The organism is Azospirillum brasilense (genome assembly GCF_003349955.1).
Taxonomy (GTDB): Bacteria; Pseudomonadota; Alphaproteobacteria; order Azospirillales; family Azospirillaceae; genus Azospirillum; species Azospirillum brasilense_B.
Genome location: NZ_QLKQ01000022.1, coordinates 65,588 through 83,179 on the forward strand (window position 1 = coordinate 65,588; position 17,592 = coordinate 83,179).

Annotated in this window: 16 protein-coding genes; 6 read left to right on the forward strand and 10 right to left on the reverse strand. The window is 68.5% G+C overall.

The genetic code is table 11. The features are described from left to right. Positions 1-96 precede the first annotated feature (96 nt). Positions 97-966, forward strand: a complete 870-nt coding sequence (gene galU, locus DXK32_RS12395) for a UTP--glucose-1-phosphate uridylyltransferase GalU (RefSeq protein WP_114858780.1) — start codon at positions 97-99, stop codon at positions 964-966. A gap of 53 nt (positions 967-1,019) precedes the next feature. On the opposite strand, the gene DXK32_RS12400 is transcribed toward galU, so the two are convergent. Next, positions 1,020-1,631 carry a hypothetical protein gene (locus tag DXK32_RS12400; RefSeq protein WP_114858781.1) on the reverse strand — a complete coding sequence of 204 codons (612 nt, stop codon included), beginning with the start codon at positions 1,629-1,631 and terminating at the stop codon, positions 1,020-1,022. After that, a complete protein-coding gene (locus DXK32_RS12405; RefSeq protein ID WP_114858782.1) occupies positions 1,628-2,188 on the reverse strand; it encodes a hypothetical protein in 561 nt (186 codons plus the stop codon). The genes DXK32_RS12400 and DXK32_RS12405 overlap by 4 nt, the downstream gene beginning before the upstream one ends. A gap of 279 nt (positions 2,189-2,467) precedes the next feature. On the opposite strand from DXK32_RS12405, the gene DXK32_RS12410 reads away from it, so the two are divergent. Then, positions 2,468-3,220: an isochorismatase family protein gene (locus DXK32_RS12410; RefSeq protein ID WP_114858783.1), complete on the forward strand. Its 753-nt coding sequence runs from the start codon at positions 2,468-2,470 to the stop codon at positions 3,218-3,220. Between the two features lie 130 nt (positions 3,221-3,350). Further along, positions 3,351-4,535: a pentapeptide repeat-containing protein gene (locus DXK32_RS12415; RefSeq protein WP_114858784.1), complete on the forward strand. Its 1,185-nt coding sequence runs from the start codon at positions 3,351-3,353 to the stop codon at positions 4,533-4,535. 22 nt (positions 4,536-4,557) lie between these two features. Here DXK32_RS12415 and DXK32_RS12420 read toward each other — a convergent pair whose 3' ends face one another. Next, positions 4,558-5,550 carry a BMP family lipoprotein gene (locus DXK32_RS12420; protein WP_114858785.1) on the reverse strand — a complete coding sequence of 331 codons (993 nt, stop codon included), beginning with the start codon at positions 5,548-5,550 and terminating at the stop codon, positions 4,558-4,560. Positions 5,551-5,720: 170 nt separating this feature from the next. Between DXK32_RS12420 and DXK32_RS12425 the strand changes: the two genes are divergently transcribed. Then, the gene (locus DXK32_RS12425; protein ID WP_114858786.1) at positions 5,721-6,548 is read left to right on the forward strand and encodes an SDR family oxidoreductase; all 828 of its coding nucleotides are present in this window, start codon (positions 5,721-5,723) and stop codon (positions 6,546-6,548) included. Positions 6,549-6,884: 336 nt separating this feature from the next. Beyond that, entirely contained in the window at positions 6,885-7,142 is a 258-nt protein-coding gene (locus DXK32_RS12430) for a hypothetical protein (RefSeq protein ID WP_114858787.1), read from the forward strand. A gap of 87 nt (positions 7,143-7,229) precedes the next feature. Here DXK32_RS12430 and argE read toward each other — a convergent pair whose 3' ends face one another. The 6 genes from argE to DXK32_RS12460 form a co-directional block, all read right to left on the reverse strand. After that, positions 7,230-8,426: an acetylornithine deacetylase gene (gene argE / locus DXK32_RS12435; RefSeq protein WP_114858788.1), complete on the reverse strand. Its 1,197-nt coding sequence runs from the start codon at positions 8,424-8,426 to the stop codon at positions 7,230-7,232. After that, entirely contained in the window at positions 8,423-9,430 is a 1,008-nt protein-coding gene (locus tag DXK32_RS12440) for an ABC transporter ATP-binding protein (protein ID WP_114858789.1), read from the reverse strand. Before DXK32_RS12440 ends, argE begins: the two co-directional genes overlap by 4 nt. Then, positions 9,427-10,416 carry an ABC transporter ATP-binding protein gene (locus DXK32_RS12445; RefSeq protein ID WP_114858790.1) on the reverse strand — a complete coding sequence of 330 codons (990 nt, stop codon included), beginning with the start codon at positions 10,414-10,416 and terminating at the stop codon, positions 9,427-9,429. Before DXK32_RS12445 ends, DXK32_RS12440 begins: the two co-directional genes overlap by 4 nt. A gap of 12 nt (positions 10,417-10,428) precedes the next feature. Continuing rightward, entirely contained in the window at positions 10,429-11,331 is a 903-nt protein-coding gene (locus DXK32_RS12450; protein ID WP_114858791.1) for an ABC transporter permease, read from the reverse strand. Then, complete coding sequence (locus tag DXK32_RS12455) at positions 11,328-12,305, reverse strand: ABC transporter permease (protein WP_114858792.1); 978 nt, start codon at positions 12,303-12,305, stop codon at positions 11,328-11,330. Before DXK32_RS12455 ends, DXK32_RS12450 begins: the two co-directional genes overlap by 4 nt. 161 nt (positions 12,306-12,466) lie before the next feature. Next, complete coding sequence (locus tag DXK32_RS12460; protein WP_247877112.1) at positions 12,467-14,065, reverse strand: ABC transporter substrate-binding protein; 1,599 nt, start codon at positions 14,063-14,065, stop codon at positions 12,467-12,469. A gap of 345 nt (positions 14,066-14,410) precedes the next feature. On the opposite strand from DXK32_RS12460, the gene DXK32_RS12465 reads away from it, so the two are divergent. Then, positions 14,411-15,850 carry an aldehyde dehydrogenase family protein gene (locus DXK32_RS12465; protein WP_114858794.1) on the forward strand — a complete coding sequence of 480 codons (1,440 nt, stop codon included), beginning with the start codon at positions 14,411-14,413 and terminating at the stop codon, positions 15,848-15,850. A gap of 152 nt (positions 15,851-16,002) precedes the next feature. On the opposite strand, the gene DXK32_RS12470 is transcribed toward DXK32_RS12465, so the two are convergent. Next, complete coding sequence (locus DXK32_RS12470; protein ID WP_114858795.1) at positions 16,003-17,364, reverse strand: nucleobase:cation symporter-2 family protein; 1,362 nt, start codon at positions 17,362-17,364, stop codon at positions 16,003-16,005. Positions 17,365-17,592 lie beyond the last annotated feature (228 nt).

Below are 17,592 nucleotides of genomic sequence, written 5' to 3' on the forward strand. Positions count from 1 at the left end.
AATTGCCTGTGGCAGAAAGCTGGACGAGCGTTTTGCAAATCTGCGAATCGTCTCCATATTCGAAGTATTTCCTCAAGCAACCACAAGAGAACCCCAATGCGAAAGCCTGTGCGCAAGGTGGTGTTCCCCGTCGCCGGTCTCGGTACGCGCTTTCTGCCGGCGACCAAGGCGATTCCAAAGGAAATGCTGCCTTTGGTCGACCGGCCTCTGCTTCAGCATGCCGTGGAAGAGGCGCGGGCCGCCGGCATCGAGGATTTCGTGTTCGTCACGGGCCGCAGCAAGCGCGCCATCGAAGACCATTTCGACACCGACACGGAACTGAACCGCACCCTTGAGGAGCGTGGCAAGCAGGATGCCCTCGATGTGGTGCGCCACAGCGAGATCGCGCCGGGCCGCTGCTTCTACACGCGCCAGCAGGTCCCGCTGGGCCTCGGCCACGCGGTGTGGTGCGCGCGGGCGGTGATCGGCAACGATCCCTTCGCCATCGTCCTGCCCGACGACTTCGTCCAGGGCGACACCCCCTGCCTGAAGCAGATGGTCGACGCCTACAACGAGGTGGGCGGCAACATCGTCGCCGTCGTGGACGTCCCGCGCGAGCGGACCAGCAGCTACGGCATCCTGGATGTCGAGAAGGACGACGGCCGTCTGGCCACCGTTCGCGGCCTCGTCGAGAAGCCGAAGCCGGAAGAGGCGCCCTCCACCCTGTCGATCATCGGCCGCTACATCCTGCAGCCGGAGGTGTTCGACCATCTGGAGAAGCAGCAGCGCGGCGCCGGCAACGAGATCCAGCTGACCGACGCCATGGCCAAGCTGATCGGCACCCAGCCCTTCCACGGCCTGCGCTTCGAAGGCACCCGCTACGACTGTGGCGACAAGGTCGGCTTCATCGAGGCCACGCTGGCCCACGCGCTACGGCGTCCGGACATGGCGGACAAGGTCCGCGAGATGCTGCGCAAATACTGCTGACGCGGGTGGCCGGCGGGGAGGGGCGCCGCCCTTTCCCCGTCGGCCTGTCCTCGTCAGCGACCGCCGGCGGCGGCCCGGCGCGGGGCGCGCGCGGCCTCTTCCGGCGGGGCGGAGCGGCGGAAGGTGCTGAGTTCGGGGATGCGGTTCACCGACAGGCCGGCGACCCGGCAGGGCACCACCTCCAACACCTGAAATCCGGCCTTGCGCGGGTAGCGGGCGCTGACGCGCTCGCGCACCTCCCGTTCCGTTTCGGCGGTCAGGAGACAGCGGCGGATGCCCACCCAGCCGCGTTGTCCCGTCATCACCGTGGCGTCGCTCGGCACGTGGCGCACCGCGGCCTCCCAGAACCGGCCCGGACGGGGTTCGGAGCGGTCGAACACATGATAGCGCACGACCGGCGCGGTCTGCCTCGCCTCCAGTTCGTTCAGGGCGGCCTGCATGTCCTGTTCCGCCTTCTGGGCGCGCTTCTCGGCCTCGGCGTGCTTCTGGGTGATCTGGGAATAGGCGGTGGCGATGTCCTCCACGTCCTTCCCCACCTCCTCCATCTTCTCGCGGATGCGGATCTGGGCCTGCCGCAGACCTTCCAACTGCCGCCGCCAATAGCGGTTGGACAGCACCGTCAGCACCATCAGCCCGAGGCTGAGGTAGAGCATCATCCCGGTCATGCCGCCTCTCCTTGCGCGTCGGGGTCGGGCGCCTGGGCGAGCGGGACGACCATGGTCGGCAGGACGCCGTTCTTGACGGTGAAGGCGACGCGCGCCATGGCCGCCGCCTGATCGGCCGAATAGGTCCAGACATGGGCGACGTTGGAGTAGCTCCAGATCTGGCGGGCGAAAATCACATCGCGCCGTTCGATGGCGGGGAATTCGTCCTGCACGGTCAGCCGGACCCAGAAGGCGCTGGCCTCCTCCCCATCGCCCAGCTCGTGCACGAACTCCACCTTGGTCAGTTCAAGCGCCCGGATTTCCGACAGCGCCTTCTGCCGCCGCCCGTTGCATTCGGTGGTGCGGGCCAGGAAGGCCGTCATCTCCTCCTGCCGCTGCTCCAGCTTGCGGCCCCATTCGCCCAGCGCGGTCTTCTTCCGGTCGTGCTGGCGCATCATCATGGTCTGGCGCGCCTTCTCCGACGTGATCTGCCCGACGTCGATGACGATGGACAGGCCGAGCGCCGCGGCGCTGGTGACCAGCAGAAGCATGCCCAGGAACTCGGCCGATAGAACCATTGGTGTACCTTATGGTTGCGGCGGAAGCTTCGCGTCTCCTTTATTGAGGACCGGGTTTCACGGCTTGGCATTGCGGTATTCCGTCGCACGGCCCGCCGCATGCAGACGGGAATATGTCGCGCGGTTGCAACAAACGGTCGATCGGCCTGAATTCCATTGATCTTTTCGGACCCATGCGCAAGCGTTCGGCCACAATGTCGCAGTGCTTGGACACAGTCCTGAAATGTTGCGCACCCCTGGTGACAGGACTGACATTTCCACCGTTTGAAGGGAGGACCCATGCTGGACCTGATGACTCGCGGCGACGAGGCGCTGGACACCATCCGCCGCACCTTTCCGGTGGCGCTCGGCGATTACGCGATGCCCGCCGGGGGCACCGGTCTGGTGATCATCGACGAGGTGAAGGGGTTTGCCGCCGTCGGTTGCGGTCCGCTCGCCCCGGCGGCCCCGAACGCCCAGGTGGACCGCATGATCGCCGAGACGGACCGGCTGGCCCGCCGCTTCGCCGGGGCCGGCTGGCCGATCTGCGTCTCGCTGGACCGCCACGCCCCGGACAGGCCGGAACCGCCCTATCCCCCGCACTGCCTGATCGGCACCGGCGATGACGAGCTGGTGTCCGAACTGGCCTGGCTCGAGTCGGAGCCCTCGGCGACCCTGATCGCCAAGGACTGCATCAATTTCTTCATCGGCGCGATCGAAACGGACGGCGCGGGCAAGGCCGGGCGCAACCGGCTGGTGGATTGGGTCAACGGCAACCGGCTGGCGTCGGTCGTCACCGTCGGCATCTGCACCGACGTGTGCGTGATGGACTTTGTCCTGACCCTGCTGTCGGCACGCAACCACGGCATGATGCCGACGCTGAAGGACGTTGTGGTCTACGAGCCGGGTTGCGCCACCTACGACCTGACGGCGGAGACGGCGCGGGACCTCGGCCTGCCGGAGACGGTGGTCCATCCGCAGGAGCCGGCGCACCACATGGGGCTCTACATGATGGCGTCGCGCGGCGCGCTGCTGGCCGATACGCTGCGCTGAAGCGCGGCGGGTCAGGGCTTTCGCTTTTTATCGGCGGCTCTGGTAACATCCCTGCGTGGCAAGGGTCCCGATGGTTCAACCGGCTGTCCTGGGCCGGCGGAAACGGACGGGCGGTGCGGAGACGTCGCACGTGGAAGAGCGCTATCTGAGGGCGATCCGCAACGCGCTGGTCCGGCATCAGCAATGGCTGACGCGCGACCCCAGCATGAAGGGGCGCTGCGCCGACCTCAGCTTCCACAACCTGTCGGGCCTGGGCTTGCGCCGCATCAACCTCAGCAGCGCCAAGCTCAGCGGGGCGAATCTGAGCAGCGCCCGGCTGACCGGAGCCGACCTGTCGCGCACCGACCTGTTCGGCGCCGACCTGTCGAAGGCCGAGCTCACCGGCGCGTCCCTGGAAAGCGCCGACCTGCGCGGCGCGCGGGTGGAGGGCGCCACGCTGGAGGAGGCCAACCTGCGCGGCGCCGACCTGCGCAAGGGCATGATGCTGGGCGCCGACGAACGCAAGCCGGCGGGCAACGCCGACGGCAGCACCACCTTCATCGGGTCCAAGATGGCCCGCGCCATCCTGTCCGACGCGCGTCTGGCGCAGTGCGACTTTTCCGGCTGTGATCTCTGCGGCGCGACCTTTTCCGGCAGCGACATGACCGGAACGATCCTGATCGGCGCCAATCTGATTGGCGCGGTGATGGAGCGGGTGGAGATGCAGGGCGCCCTGCTGTGCGGCGCCCGGCTGGACGACGAACTGCGCCAGACGCTGGAGCGGCGCGGCATCGACGTGGACGGCACCGGTCTGGTCAGCCTCGCCGGGCGGATGGCCGACAGCATTTCCGCCCACCAGCTTTGGGTCGAGCGCAACGCCGCCGCCGGGCAGCGGCTGGAGATGCAGCGCGTCGACCTGCGCGGCTACAACTTCGCCAACCAGCTCCTGGCCGGCAGCGTGATGCGCTTCTGCGGCTTGCGCGGGGCGGATTTCTCCGGGGCGAAGCTGGTGATGGCGGATCTGTCCTATTGCGACCTGCGCGAGGCGGACTTCACCAGCGCCGACCTGTCCGGCTGCAACCTGCGCGGCGCCAATCTGGCGGGGGCCAAGCTGTGGCGGGCGCGGCTGCGTCCGGTGGACCTCGCCGGGGACGGCAGCCGCCTGTGGCCGACCAACCTCGCCGAGGCCAGCCTGACCGGCGCCGACCTGCGCGACACCAGCCTCGCCCGCGCCATCCTGCACGGCACCGACCTGACGCGCATCCGCGCCACGGTGGAGACGCTGCGCGGCGCCGACCTGAGCTTCGCCGTCGGGGTCGAGCCGCAATACGCCTGAGGGCTGGCACGCCTGAGAGTGGCTACGGGGCCTCCGCGATCCGGATTCGGCCCTGGATGATGGCCTCGCGCGCCTCCTCCAGCCGGTCCCTCATGGCGGGGGTGACCAGCGCGCGGTTGTTGTCGTCCAGCGCGTAGTCGACGCCGCGCTCGGCCAGCCCCAAGGCGCGCGGGCCGGGGGTCCAGGCGCCGCTGCGCCCCTCGCCGAAGGCGCGCTCCACCGCCAGGTCCACCCGCTTGAGCATCGAGGTCAGGATGGTACCGGGGTAGAGGTGGTTCTGGTTGCTGTCCACCCCGATGGCGAAGCGCCCGCCGTCCTTGGCCGCCGCGAAGATGCCGAAGTTGGACACGCCGGCCCCGGCGAACACCACGTCGGCGCTGCGCTGGAACTGGGCCATCGCCACCTCGGCCCCGGTGGTGGGGTCGTTGAAGGCGGCGGGGGTGGTGCCGACGAAATTGACCAGCAGGCCGATGTCCGGACGGGCGTGGCGGGCGCCCTGCTGGAAGCCGGCGATGAATTTGCGGATCAGCGGGATGTCCAGCGCTCCGATGAAGCCGATGGTTCCCGTCCGCGAGGCCATGGCCGCCAGCATACCGACGAGGAAGGAGCCCTCCTGCTCCTTGAAGGTCACGGACTGGACGTTCGGCGCCTCCACCACCGCGTCGACGAGGGTGAAGCGGACGCCGGGATGTTTCGGGGCGAGGCTGGCAAGCGGCGCGGCGTAGTAGAAGCCGATCAGCGCGAGGTCGGTCACGCCGCGGCGCAGCAGGGCGGCGACCGCCTGCTCGAACTGCGCCGTGCTGGCCGGCAGATAGTCGCGGTAGGCGACCCCGGTGGCCTCCTTGAACCGCTCCGCCCCGGTGAAGGCGCCCTCGTTGAAGCTCTTGTCGAACTTTTGCCCCACCGCGTAGAGCAGCCCCGGCGCGAAGTCCTCCGCCCGCACCGGAGCGGCGAGCGCGGCGAGGCCGGCGGCGCCCAGCGCCAGGACGGAACGGCGGGAGGGGAGGGTCGTCATCGGGCGGGCTTTTCCGAAAAGGACGGGCAAGCGCAGTCTAGACGGGATGGCCGTATTGACGCATAGGTTAATTGAATGACGTGCGCGTCTGGACGAGTCCTGGGGGATGTGTGGTAGCATCGCCGGCAACAGGCCGGCTGCGGCGGAAGAACCATGGGGAGGGAAGCGACATGACGGACACACGCACGCTGAAGGGCAAGACCCTGTTCATCACCGGCGCCAGCCGGGGCATCGGCAAGGCGATCGCGCTGCGCGCCGCCCGCGACGGCGCCAACGTCGTCATCGCCGCCAAGACGTCGGAACCGCACCCCAAGCTGCCCGGCACCATCTTCTCCGCCGCCGAGGAGGTCGAGGCCGCCGGCGGCAAGGCGCTGCCGATCCTCTGCGACATCCGCGACGACGCCCAGGTGGCCGAGGCGGTGGCCCGCACCGTGGAGACCTTCGGCGGCATCGACATCCTGGTCAACAACGCCAGCGCGATCAGCCTGACCGGCACGCTGGACACCCCGCTGAAGCGCTGGGACCTGATGATGGGGGTCAACGGGCGCGGGACCTTCGCTTGCGCCCAGGCCTGCCTGCCGCATCTGCTGAAAGCCGGGAACCCGCACATCCTGACCCTGTCGCCGCCGCTGAATCTGAACCCGCGCTGGTTCCAGAACCACACCGCCTACACCATCGCCAAATACGCGATGAGCCTGTGCACGCTGGGCATGAGCGCCGAGTTCCGCGGCAAGGTCGCCGTGAATTCCCTGTGGCCGCGCACCATCATCGGCACGGCGGCCATCGCCATGCTGAAGGGCGCCGCCGAGTTCGACAATTGCCGCAAGCCGGAGATCCTGGCCGACGCCGCCCACGCCATCCTGACCCGTGACGCCAGGACCTGCACCGGACACTTCTTCATCGATGACGAGGTGCTGGCGGAGGAGGGCGTGACCGACCTGGAGCCCTACGCGGTCAAGCCGGGCGCCCCGCTGGCGCCGGACATCTTCCTGGATTGAAGGCGGTCCGGCGGGGCCGTGACGTCTGTCGGGGTGGCCGGGCCGTGGCTACCCCTTTTGCGTCCCGTGAACGCTCTTGGCGCAGAGCAGCGTTCCCACGATATCACAAGCATCGGCCGCCGGTTTCGATTACACTGCGGTTTGTTTGCTCCCCAAATCGAAAGGGACCCTTTTCGCCGATCGGCTGATCCCCGGATTCAATCCGCCAACCGGCAAGTGTCCGCACGTCCCTTTCCAGCTTGTTTTCACACACCGTCCGGTTGGGGCGGAGCGGATGCTCGAACAGCGTCAAACACTGAGCTTGTCCCAGAACAATCGGTTCATTCCGGAGCTCTTATGACCATCGAGCTGCACACCTTTACCGTTACCCTGAATCACTCGGAAGCAACGGCGTACAAGAGTCTGGCCGAGCATCGGGCCTGGGTCCGCACCGCGGTGTCCGACCTGTCGGAGGCGCTGCGCACCTCCGGCATGGGCGCGGAGGCCCGCCTGCGCGGGCACGACCGCTGCGGCCACCTCGTCGTCGAGGCGACCGACACGGGTGCGAACTTCCTGCGCACCCTGCCGGCCATCGTCAGCGTGGAGGTCCACTGACCGGCGAAGCGCAACGGTCCAGGGGACACTTTGAAAGGGGCCGGAGCGGAAACGCTCCGGCCCCTCCGCGTTGCAGGCCCTTTTGCTTTACAGGCCCTTCTTCGCGGCGTCCCTCAGCCGGTGCAGGAAACGCTCGGCGCGGGCGAGTTCGCTCAGCTCCACATACTCGTCGGGTTTGTGGGCCTGCTCGATGTCACCGGGGCCGCAGACCACGGCGGGAATGTTGGCGATGCTGGTGAACAGCGCGCCCTCCGTGCCGAAGGCCACCTTGCCATGGCCGTTCTGCTCGGCGAGGTTCTTGACCAGAGTCACCTCCTCCGACTCCGGCGGGGTGTCGAGCGCCGGGCTGTCCGACAGGGTTTCCCAGGAGAAGCCGGCGTCGGGACGGACGGCGCGCATCTCCGGCTCCAGCGTCTTGGCGAAGTCGCGCAGCTCCTTCAGCATCGGCGCCACGGGATGGTCGGCGAGATGCCGGATCTCGAACTCGAAGGCGGCGTCGGAGGGGACGATGTTGCGGGCGGTGCCGCCCTCCATCACCCCGGTGTGCACCGTGGTGAAGGGCACGTCGTAATCGTAATCGAACGGCCCCTGCTCGGCGAAGCGGCGGCCCATGCCGCGCAGGAAGGACACCAACTCCGCCGCGTATTCCACGGCGTTCACCCCCTGCGGGGCGAGCGAGGAGTGGCAGGCGTGGCCGTGGACTCGGCAGCGCATCGCCACCTTGCCCTTGTGGCCGACGATCACCCGCATCCGCGTCGGCTCCCCGACGACGCACAGGCGCGGCTTCACCGCCATCCCGGCGAGCTGGGTCAGCAGGCCGGGCACGCCGAGGCAGCCCAGTTCCTCGTCGTAGGAGAAGGCGTAATGGACCGGCGTCGTCAGGTTGGCGGCCAGGAAATCCGGCGCCATGGCCAGCGCCGCCGCGATGAAGCCCTTCATGTCCGCCGTGCCGCGCCCGAACAGCTTGCCGTCGCGCTCCGTCAGGGTGAAGGGATCGCTGGACCAGTCCTGGTCGTCCACCGGCACCACGTCGGTGTGGCCGGACAGGCAGACGCCGCCGCGGTCCATCGGTCCGATGGTGGCGTAGAGGTTGGCCTTGGTCCGCTCCTCGTTGAACACCAGCGTGCTGGACACGCCCAGCGCCGCCAGATGGTCGCGGATGTAGTGGATCAGGTCGAGGTTTGAGTTGCGGCTGGTCGTGTCGAAGGCGATCAGGTCGCGCAGCAGCTCCAGCGTGCGCGGGCTGCACGCGGATGGGCCGGCGGGATCGGGTGAGGGCATCATGGACCTGTGGTTTCGTTCAGATGGCAGGCGGACCAGCGCCGGGGCGCGATCGCGCGCAGGGCCGGGCGTTCCGCCGAACAACGTGGCATCGCGTGCGGACAGCGCGGGTGAAAGGCGCAGCCCGCCGGCGGGTCGAGGGGCGATGGAATCTCTCCGCGGATCGGCGCGAACCGCCGCTTCTCCACGGACACGCGCGGCGCCTCGTCCAACAGCGCCTTGGCATAGGGATGATTGGGTTTGTCGAACAGCTCCGGTGTCGGGGCCAACTCCACGATCCGTCCAAGATACATGATCGCGGTGCGGTCGGAAATGTGTTCCACGACGCCCAGGTCGTGGCTGATGAAGAGATAGGTCAGCGAAAGCTCTTCGCGCAGGCGCATGAACAGGTTGATGATCTGCGCCTGGATCGACACGTCGAGCGCCGCCACCGACTCGTCGCAGACCAGCACGTCCGGCTTCACCGCCAGGGCGCGGGCGATGCCGATGCGCTGCCTCTGCCCGCCGGAGAACTGGTGCGGGTAGCGCCGCAGATAGGCGGGGTCCAGCCCGACCTGCCGCAGGGTCGCGGCCACATAGTCCTCCGCCTGCCGCCGGGGAACGAGCCCGTGGACCACCGGCGCCTCCCCGACGATGTCGGCCACGCGCAGGCGCGGGTTGAGCGAGGCCATGGGGTCCTGGAAGACCATCTGGATCTTCAGGTTGGCGTGGTGGCGGTCGGCCGGCGACAACTCCCGCAGGTCGCGGCCGCGCCAGCGCAGGGTGCCGGCGCTCGGCGGCAGGATGCCGGCGACCATGCGGCCCAGGGTGCTCTTGCCGCAGCCGGACTCGCCGACCAGCCCGACCACCTCGCCCTCGGCGATGGACAGGTCCACGCCGCTGACCGCCTGCACCGCCCGGTCGTCGACGGCCGCTCCCAGCCGGCGGGCGAAACGCTCCACCACGTCCAGCTTGCGGGAGAAGCGCTTGGTCAGGCCGTCCAGTTCGATGATGGGAGCGGCGGTCATGCGGCGTCTCCCCGGACTTCGGCCGCGACGGGGTTCCAGCAGCGCCAGGCGCGGTCGTCCCGCTCTCCCGCCAGTTCGGGCATGGTCGTGCAGGCTGCGGTGGGCCGGTCGCAGCGCGGGCGGAAGGCACAGCCCTCCGGCAGGTCGAGGACGGAGGGCGTCATGCCGGGGATGGAGCGCAACGGGACGCCGCGCCGGTTGCGGCTGGGCACCGATTCCAGAAGGCCGCGGGTGTAGGGGTGGCGCGGGGCGCCGATGATCTCGGCCACCGTCCCGGTTTCCACCACCCGGCCGGCGTACATCACCGCCACCCGGTCGGCCAGCGCCGACACGACGGCGAGGTCGTGGGTCACCCAGATCAGCGCCGTCCCCGTCTCGTGGCAGAGTTTCTGCACCTCGAACAGGATCTGCGCCTGGATGGTCACGTCGAGCGCGGTGGTCGGCTCGTCGGCGATGATCAGGTCCGGGGAATGGAGAAGGGCGATGGCAATGGCGACGCGCTGGCGCATCCCGCCGGAGAACTGGTGCGGGTAGGAGGCCAGCCGCTCGTCGGGCGAGGCGATGCCGACGCGGGCCAGCGCCCGGCGCGAGCGCTCCCACGCCTCCGCCCGGCTGACCGCCTCATGGGCCCGCACGGCCTCGACCATCTGGGTGCCGATGCTCAGCACCGGGTTCAGCGTCATCATCGGGTCCTGGAAGATCATGGCGATGCGCCGCCCGCGGATGGCGCGCAGCCGCTTTTCCCCGGCGCCCACCAGATCCTCGCCCTGGAACAGCACCCGGCCGCCGACCACCCGGCCCGGCGGATCGACGAGGCCGAGGATGGATTGCCCGGTCACCGACTTGCCGGAGCCGGACTCGCCGACCAGCCCGAGGATCTCGCCGCGGTCGAGCCGCAGGTCGACCCCGTCCACCGCCTTCACGGTGCCGGCGCGGGTGAGGAAATGGGTCTTCAGCCCGTCGACGCGCAGCAGGGGTTCGGTCATCGCGCGCCCCTCCTAATGGTTCAGGCGTGGGTTGAGGACGTCGCGCAGCCGGTCCCCGACCAGATTGATCGCCACGATGGTGACCAGCAGGGCGAGGCCGGGGAACAGGCTGACCCAGTAGTCGCCCGACAGCATGTACTGGTAGCCCGACGCGATCAGCATCCCCAGCGACGGCTGGGTCACCGGCACGCCGACACCGAGGAAGCTCAGCGTCGCCTCCAGCGCGATGGCGTGGGCGACCTGCACCGTCGCCACCACGATCAGCGGCGGCAGGCAATTGGGCAGCAGATGGCGCATCATGATCCGGCGGTGGGGCAGGGCAAGGCACTGCGCGGCCTCGATGTATTCCTTGCGCCGCTCCACCAGGGCGGAGCCGCGGATGGTGCGCGCGTAGTAGGCCCACTGCACGGCGGCCAGCGCGACGATCACCTTATCGACCCCCTTGCCCAGCAGGGCCAGCAGGATCAGCGCGATCAGGATGGCCGGGAAGGAGAGCTGGATGTCGACCAGCCGCATGACCAGCCCGTCCACCCGGTCCCCGGCATAGGCGGCAAGCAGCCCGACCGCCACCCCGACGGCGAGAGCGATCAGCGTGGCGACCACCCCGACCAGCAGGCTGGTGCGCAGGCCGAAGACGATGGCCGACAGCATGTCGCGCCCCTGGTCGTCGGTGCCCAGCCAATAGGTCCAGCCGCTGCCGCCCAGCGATCCCGGCGCCATCATGCCGTCGAGGATGTCCAGCTGGGCGAGGTCGTAGGGGTCCTGCGGCACCACCCAGCGGGCGAGCAGGGCGGCGAGCACGATCAGCACCAGCACCGCCAGCCCGGCCAGCGCCGTGCGCGACCGCGCGAAGTCCCGCGCCAGCCGCAGGAAGGGGGTTTCGACCGGCGGGGCCTTGGCAACGGCGCTGCTCATGCCCGCCCTCCGCCCAGCCGGATTCGCGGGTCGAGCAGCGAATAGACCAGATCGACGATCAGGTTGATGACGACGAACAGCAGCACCGTCACCAGCAGGTAGGCGATCACCACCGGCCGGTCGAGCTGGAGGATGCTGTCGATCAGCAGCTTGCCCATGCCCGGCCAGGCGAAGACCGATTCCGTGACCACCGAGAAGGCGATGACGCTGCCCAGCTCCAGCCCCAGGACGGTGACCACCGGGATCATGATGTTCTTCAGGATGTGCACCCCGACGATGCGCGCGGGCGCCAGCCCCTTGGCGCGGGCGAACTTCACATAGTCCTGCAAGGCGACCTCCCGCGTGCCGGCGCGGGCCAGCCGGATGACCAGCGACAGCTTGAACAGGGCCAGATTGACGGCGGGCAGGATCAGATGGGCCAGCCCGTCGGCGGTCAGGAAGCTCCACTGCACGCCGAACAGGCTCGCCGTCTCGCCGCGCCCGCCCGCCGGCAGCCAACCGAGCGTCACCGCGAAGGCCATGATGAGCATCATCCCGACCCAGAAGGTGGGCAGCGAGAAGCCGAGGATCGAGCCGGTCATGATGACGCGCCCGGCCAGGCTGTCCGGCTTCAGCCCGGCCCACAGACCGAGCGGGATGCCCAGCGCCACCGCCACCAGCATGGCGCAGAGCGCCAGTTCCAGCGTCGCCGGGAAGCGCTGAAGCACGAGGCCGAGCGCCGGCACCCCATGCACGAAGCTGGTGCCGAGGTCGCCGCCGAGCGCGCTGTCCACGAAGCGCAGGAACTGCTCGTGCATGGGCTTGTCGAGCCCCAGCCGGGCGATGGCGGCGGCGCGTTCGAACTCGTCGGCCTCTGGGCTGATGAGCACGTCGATGGGGTTGCCGATGGCGAAGATGCCGGCGAAGACCAGCACCGACATCGCCACCACGACGACCGCGCTCTGCGCCAGCCGCCGGAGGATGAAGACAAGCATGGCGCTCCGCTACTGTCTAACCCTCTCCCCTCCGGGGAGAGGGTGGCCCGGAGGGCCGGTGAGGGGGATGCGCGTTGCGGAGCGTTCGGCAGAAGCGCAACCCCCTCACCCTAACCCTCTCCCCAGAGGGGAGAGGGGAAGAGGGCCGCGCCCAAACCACGCTACTTCGCGGGGGTCACCTTCTGCGCCAGCGTGTACTGGTCGGCGCGCGGTTCGTAGCTCAGCCCCTTCTTCATCGCCCAGACCGTCACCTCGTAATGCAGGGGGATGATGATGTCGGCGTCCACCGCCCGCTTCACCGCGGTCTGGAGCAGCTTTTCCCGCTTGGCGTCGTCCACGGTCGCCAGCACGGTGTCCAGCATGCCGTCCAGCTCCGGGTCGGAGTAGCTGGTGTAGTTGGTCGTGCCGTAGCCCTTCTCCTTGATCGGCGTGGCGATCAGCGCCTTCAGCGGCGACGACATCTCGCCCGAATCGGCGCCCCAGCCGGCCAGATAGACGCTGTATTCCTGCTTGTTGCGCTTGGAGAAGAAGACGTTGGCGGTGGTCGCGTCGACCTGGGTCTGCACGCCGATGCGGGTGAACATCTGGGCGACTGCCTGGGCCACCTTGTCGTCGTTGATGTAGCGGTCGTTCGGCGTGCCGAGGGTGAGCTGGAAGCCCTTCGGGTAGCCGGCCTCGGCCAGGAGCTGCTTCGCCTTGTTGGCGTCGGTGGCGACGGTGACTTCCGGGTTGTTGCCGTAGAAGCCGGCGGGGAGGTACTGGTTCGCCGGCTCCGCCACGCCCATCATGATGCGCTTCACGATGGCGTCGCGGTCCACCGCCAGCGACAGCGCCTTGCGCACCTTCGGGTCCTTCAGCGGATTCTTGCCGTCGGTCCCGGTGATGGTCGGCGGGGTGTCCTGGACGCCCAGCGCCAGATAGATCACGCGGTTCGACTGGGCCTGGGCCAGGGAGACGTTGGGGGCGGACGTCAGCCGCCCGATGTCCTGAACCGGGGGCGATTCGATCATGTCCACGTCGCCCGCCAGCAGGGCGGCGACGCGCGGCCCGTCGCTGGTGATCGGGCGGAAGACCACCGTGTCCCAGGCCGGTTGCGGCCCCCAGTAGTCGGGGTTGCGCTCCAACACCTGCCGGTCGCCCTTGGTGTAGGACTTGTGCTTGAACGGCCCGGTGCCGATCATCAGCGAGCCGTCGTTGAAGGCCTGGGTGGTCGGCCAGGAATCGGCCTTGCAGCCCGCCTTGTCGAAGGTGACCGCTTCGCCGCCCGCCGCCTTGGCGGAGATGATGCCGAAGGTCGACAGCTCCACCGGCAGCAGCGGGTAGGGCTTGGCGGTCTTGATGATCAGGGTGTACGGGTCCGGCGCCTCGATCCCCGCGATGCCCTTGGTGTAGACGGTGAAGGAGGACGGGCTGTTGGCGACGTTCGGGATGCGGCAGACCGTGTAGACGAAGTCCTGAGCCGTGAACTCGGTGCCGTCGTGGAACTTCACACCCTTGCGCAGCGTGAATTCCCAGGTGGTTTCATCGACGGCGCGCCAGCGTTCCGCCAGTTCGGGCTGGAGCCGCATCTTGGCGTCCATGCTGACCAGCGATTCGAACACATGCTTGCGGGCGCGCGTGTTGGGGCCGAGGTTGTGGTAGTGCGGGTCAAGGGCGCTCGGCTCCGCCGAGGTGCCGACCGTCAGGGTCGCCGCCCGCGCCGGCGCCGGGATGGCGGCCAGCAGGGTCAGGGCGGCCACCGCCGGCAGGGTGTGTTTCAAGGTTCCTGAACGCAGCGCATCCGCAAGACGTCGATCACGCCAATGCCGATCACGTAAGGCCATCCCTCGTCCCCCTGATTGTACGTTTGATGTGTACCCGTGAAGCAGGCTCCCAGCCCTTGGACCGCGGTTGTTGCGGCCCGATTCTTGTCGTTCGGCTCGCCGCAAGCGGAGCGGCGGCGCATATGTGTTCAACGATCAGAGCTTGAAACCATTGATCTGTCAACAGGGTCCGGTCTTCTGACCTATCCGGTTTTTCCCGATGGAAAGCTTTGGCAAACGGCTCCGGACGGGGCAGGATCGTTTCACCCGAAAACGCCAACGAAGAGAGCAAGGGGATTAGAGATGAAGACCTGCCAATCCTTCTACATTGGCGGCGCCTGGACCGAACCCGCGGCGGGCGCCACCGTGATGGAGGTGTTGAACCCGGCGACGGAGCAGGTGTCGGGCACCGTGGCGCTCGGCGGGCCGGAGGACGCGCGGCGCGCGGTGGCGGCGGCCCACGCCACCTTCGACGGCTTTTCCCGCACCCCCCTGAACGAGCGGCTGGAGCTGCTGGCCGCCGTCTGCGCGCTCTTCGAGAAGCGCATGGACGAGGTGGCCGACGCCATCACCGAGGAGATGGGCGCACCCCTGGCGGCGCTGTCGAAGCCGGCGCAGGCCTTCATGGGGCTGGCCCATTTCAAGACGGCCCTTGAGGCCGCCCGCGAATACCCGTTCGAGCGGACCCGCGGCACCACCCGCATCCTGCGCGAGCCGGTCGGCGTCTGCGCGATGATCACGCCGTGGAACTGGCCGATCAACCAGATCGCCTGCAAGGTCGCCCCGGCGCTCGCCACCGGCTGCACGATGGTGCTGAAGCCCAGCGAGTTCGCCCCCTATTCGGCCTGGATCTTCGCCGAGATCCTGCACGAGGCCGGGGTGCCGGCGGGCGTCTTCAACATGTTCTACGGCGACGGCGCGGTGGTCGGTCCGGTGCTGGCCTCGCACCCGCTGGTCGACATGGTGTCGCTGACCGGCTCCACCCGAGCCGGCGCGTCGGTGTCCCACAACGCCGCCAACAGCATCAAGCGCGTGTCGCTGGAGCTGGGCGGCAAGTCCGCCAACATCATCTGCGAGAGCGCCGACCTGACCAAGGCGGTGACCCACGGCGTGCGGTCGATGATGTCCAACACCGGGCAGAGCTGCAACGCGCCGTCGCGCATGTATGTCCCGGCCTCCCGCCTGGACGAGGCGGAGAAGATCGCCGCCCAGGTCTGCGCCCGTCTGGTGGTCGGCGACCCGCGCGGCGACCGCACCGGCGTCGGCCCGATCGCCAACCAGCGCCAGTACGAGCGGGTGCAGCGCCTGATCCAGACCGGCATCGAGGAGGGGGCTTCCCTGCTGTGCGGCGGTCCGGGCCGCCCGGAGGGGCTGGAGCGCGGCTTCTACGCCAAGCCCACCGTCTTCAGCCGCGCCACCGACAGCATGACCATCATGCGCGAGGAGATCTTCGGCCCGGTCCTGACCATCCGTCCCTACGAGGACATCGAGGAGGCGATCCGCAGCGCCAACGACTCGCTCTACGGCCTGTCCGGCTACGTCTACGCCGGCACGGTGGACGAGGCGCGGGCGGTGGCGAAGCGGCTGCGCACCGGCATGGTGCATCTGAACGGCGCCTCCATCGACCTCGCGGCCCCCTTCGGCGGCTACAAGCAGTCGGGCATCGGCCGCGAGTGGGGCGAGGTCGCGTTCGAGGAGTTCCTGGAGACCAAGTCCGTCTACGGCAGCGAGCCGGCGGCGTAAGGGGTTTGAAATAGCGTCCTGAATTCCCTCTCCCCTCCGGGGAGAGGGTTAGGGTGAGGGGGTTGCGCGTGGCGGATCGTCCGGCAAAAGTGCAACCCCCTCACCGCCCGCTTCGCGGGCACCCTCTCCCCAGAGGGGAGAGGGCTAAACGGTTACGCTTCCGCGGTCTTGGCGGCGGCGACGAACTCCTCGCTGGTCGCCTTGCCCAGCCCGTTGAAGAACAGGTTCAGCAGGACCGCGGCGATGGTGCCCAGAAGGATGCCGCTGTGCAGGAGCGGCGACAGGAAGGGCGGCATTTTCTGGAAGATCTTGTCGGCGACCAGCGGCACCATCCCCAGGCTGATGCTGATGGCGACGACGTAGATGTTGCCGCGGTTGGCCATGTAGTCGACCTTCGCCAGGATCTTGATGCCGGTCGCCGCGACCATGCCGAACATCACCAGCCCGGCCCCGCCCAGCACATAGGTGGGAACGGAAGCGACGACATGGGCGAGCTTTGGGAACAGGCCGAAGGCGATCAGGATGGCGCCGCCCGCCACGCAGACCCAGCGGCTGCGCACCCCGGTGATCCCGACCAGACCGACATTCTGTGAGAAGGAGGTGTAGGGGAAGGTGTTGAAGACACCGCCGATCAGCGTGCCCAGCCCATCGGTGCGCAGGCCGCGGGTCAGCTGCTCCGGCGTCACCGGGCGGCCGACCATCTCGCCCACCGCCAGGAACATGCCGGTGGATTCGATCATGACGACGATCATCACCAGCGACATGGTCAGGATCGACCAGAACTCGAACACCGGCATGCCGAACTGGAACGGGTAGATCACGTCCACCCACTTGGCCTGTCCCACCCCGTCGAAGCTGACCAGCCCCAGAACCATGGTCAGGGCGAAGCCCGCGACGATGCCCAGCAGGACCGAGATGTTGGCCCAGAAGCCCTTGGCGTATTTGGTCACCAGCAGGATCACCGCCAGAACGAACAGCGCGACGCCGAGATAGAGGGGGTCGCCGAAATTCGGGTTCCCGGCCCCGCCGCCGGCCCACGTGATGCCCACCCGCATCAGCGAGATGCCGATGATGGCGATCACGGTCCCCGTCACCACCGGCGGGAACAGCGGCAGCAGGCGCCCGACCAGCGGGGCGGCCAGCGTGGCGAAGACGCCGGCCCCGATCACCGCGCCGTAGATGCCCAACAGCCCCAGCGACGGGTTCCCCGCCATGGCGACCATCGGCCCGACCGCGGCGAAGGTGACGCCCATCATCACCGGCAGGCGGATGCCGAATTTCCAGAAGCCGAGCGTCTGGATCAGCGTGACGATGCCGCAGGCGAACAGGTCGGCGTTGATGAGCAGGGCGATCTGATCCTTGGGCAGCTTCAGCGCGCCGCCGATGATGAGCGGCACGGCGATGGCTCCCGCGTACATCACCATCACATGCTGCATCCCCAGCGCCAGCAGGCGCAGCAGCGGAAGCTTCTCGTCAACCGGATGGGTTGGGGGTGAGGATTCCAGCGACGACATGATCCATGACCTCCGCGAATGAACAGGCGCGAAGTGCATGGCCCGTGCCACAACCGGCGGGGCGGGAGATGCGTGCGCGGTCCCCCGGGATGTGCCGCGAAAGGCGGCGGTGTTCCAGAGAAGTGCTCAATCCATGGGCAGCCCCATATCCCCTCTCCCCTCCGGGGAGAGGGTTAGGTCCTGTCTGACGGCCATTTGACGCGCATGCATTGCTGGATCATGGCGAGC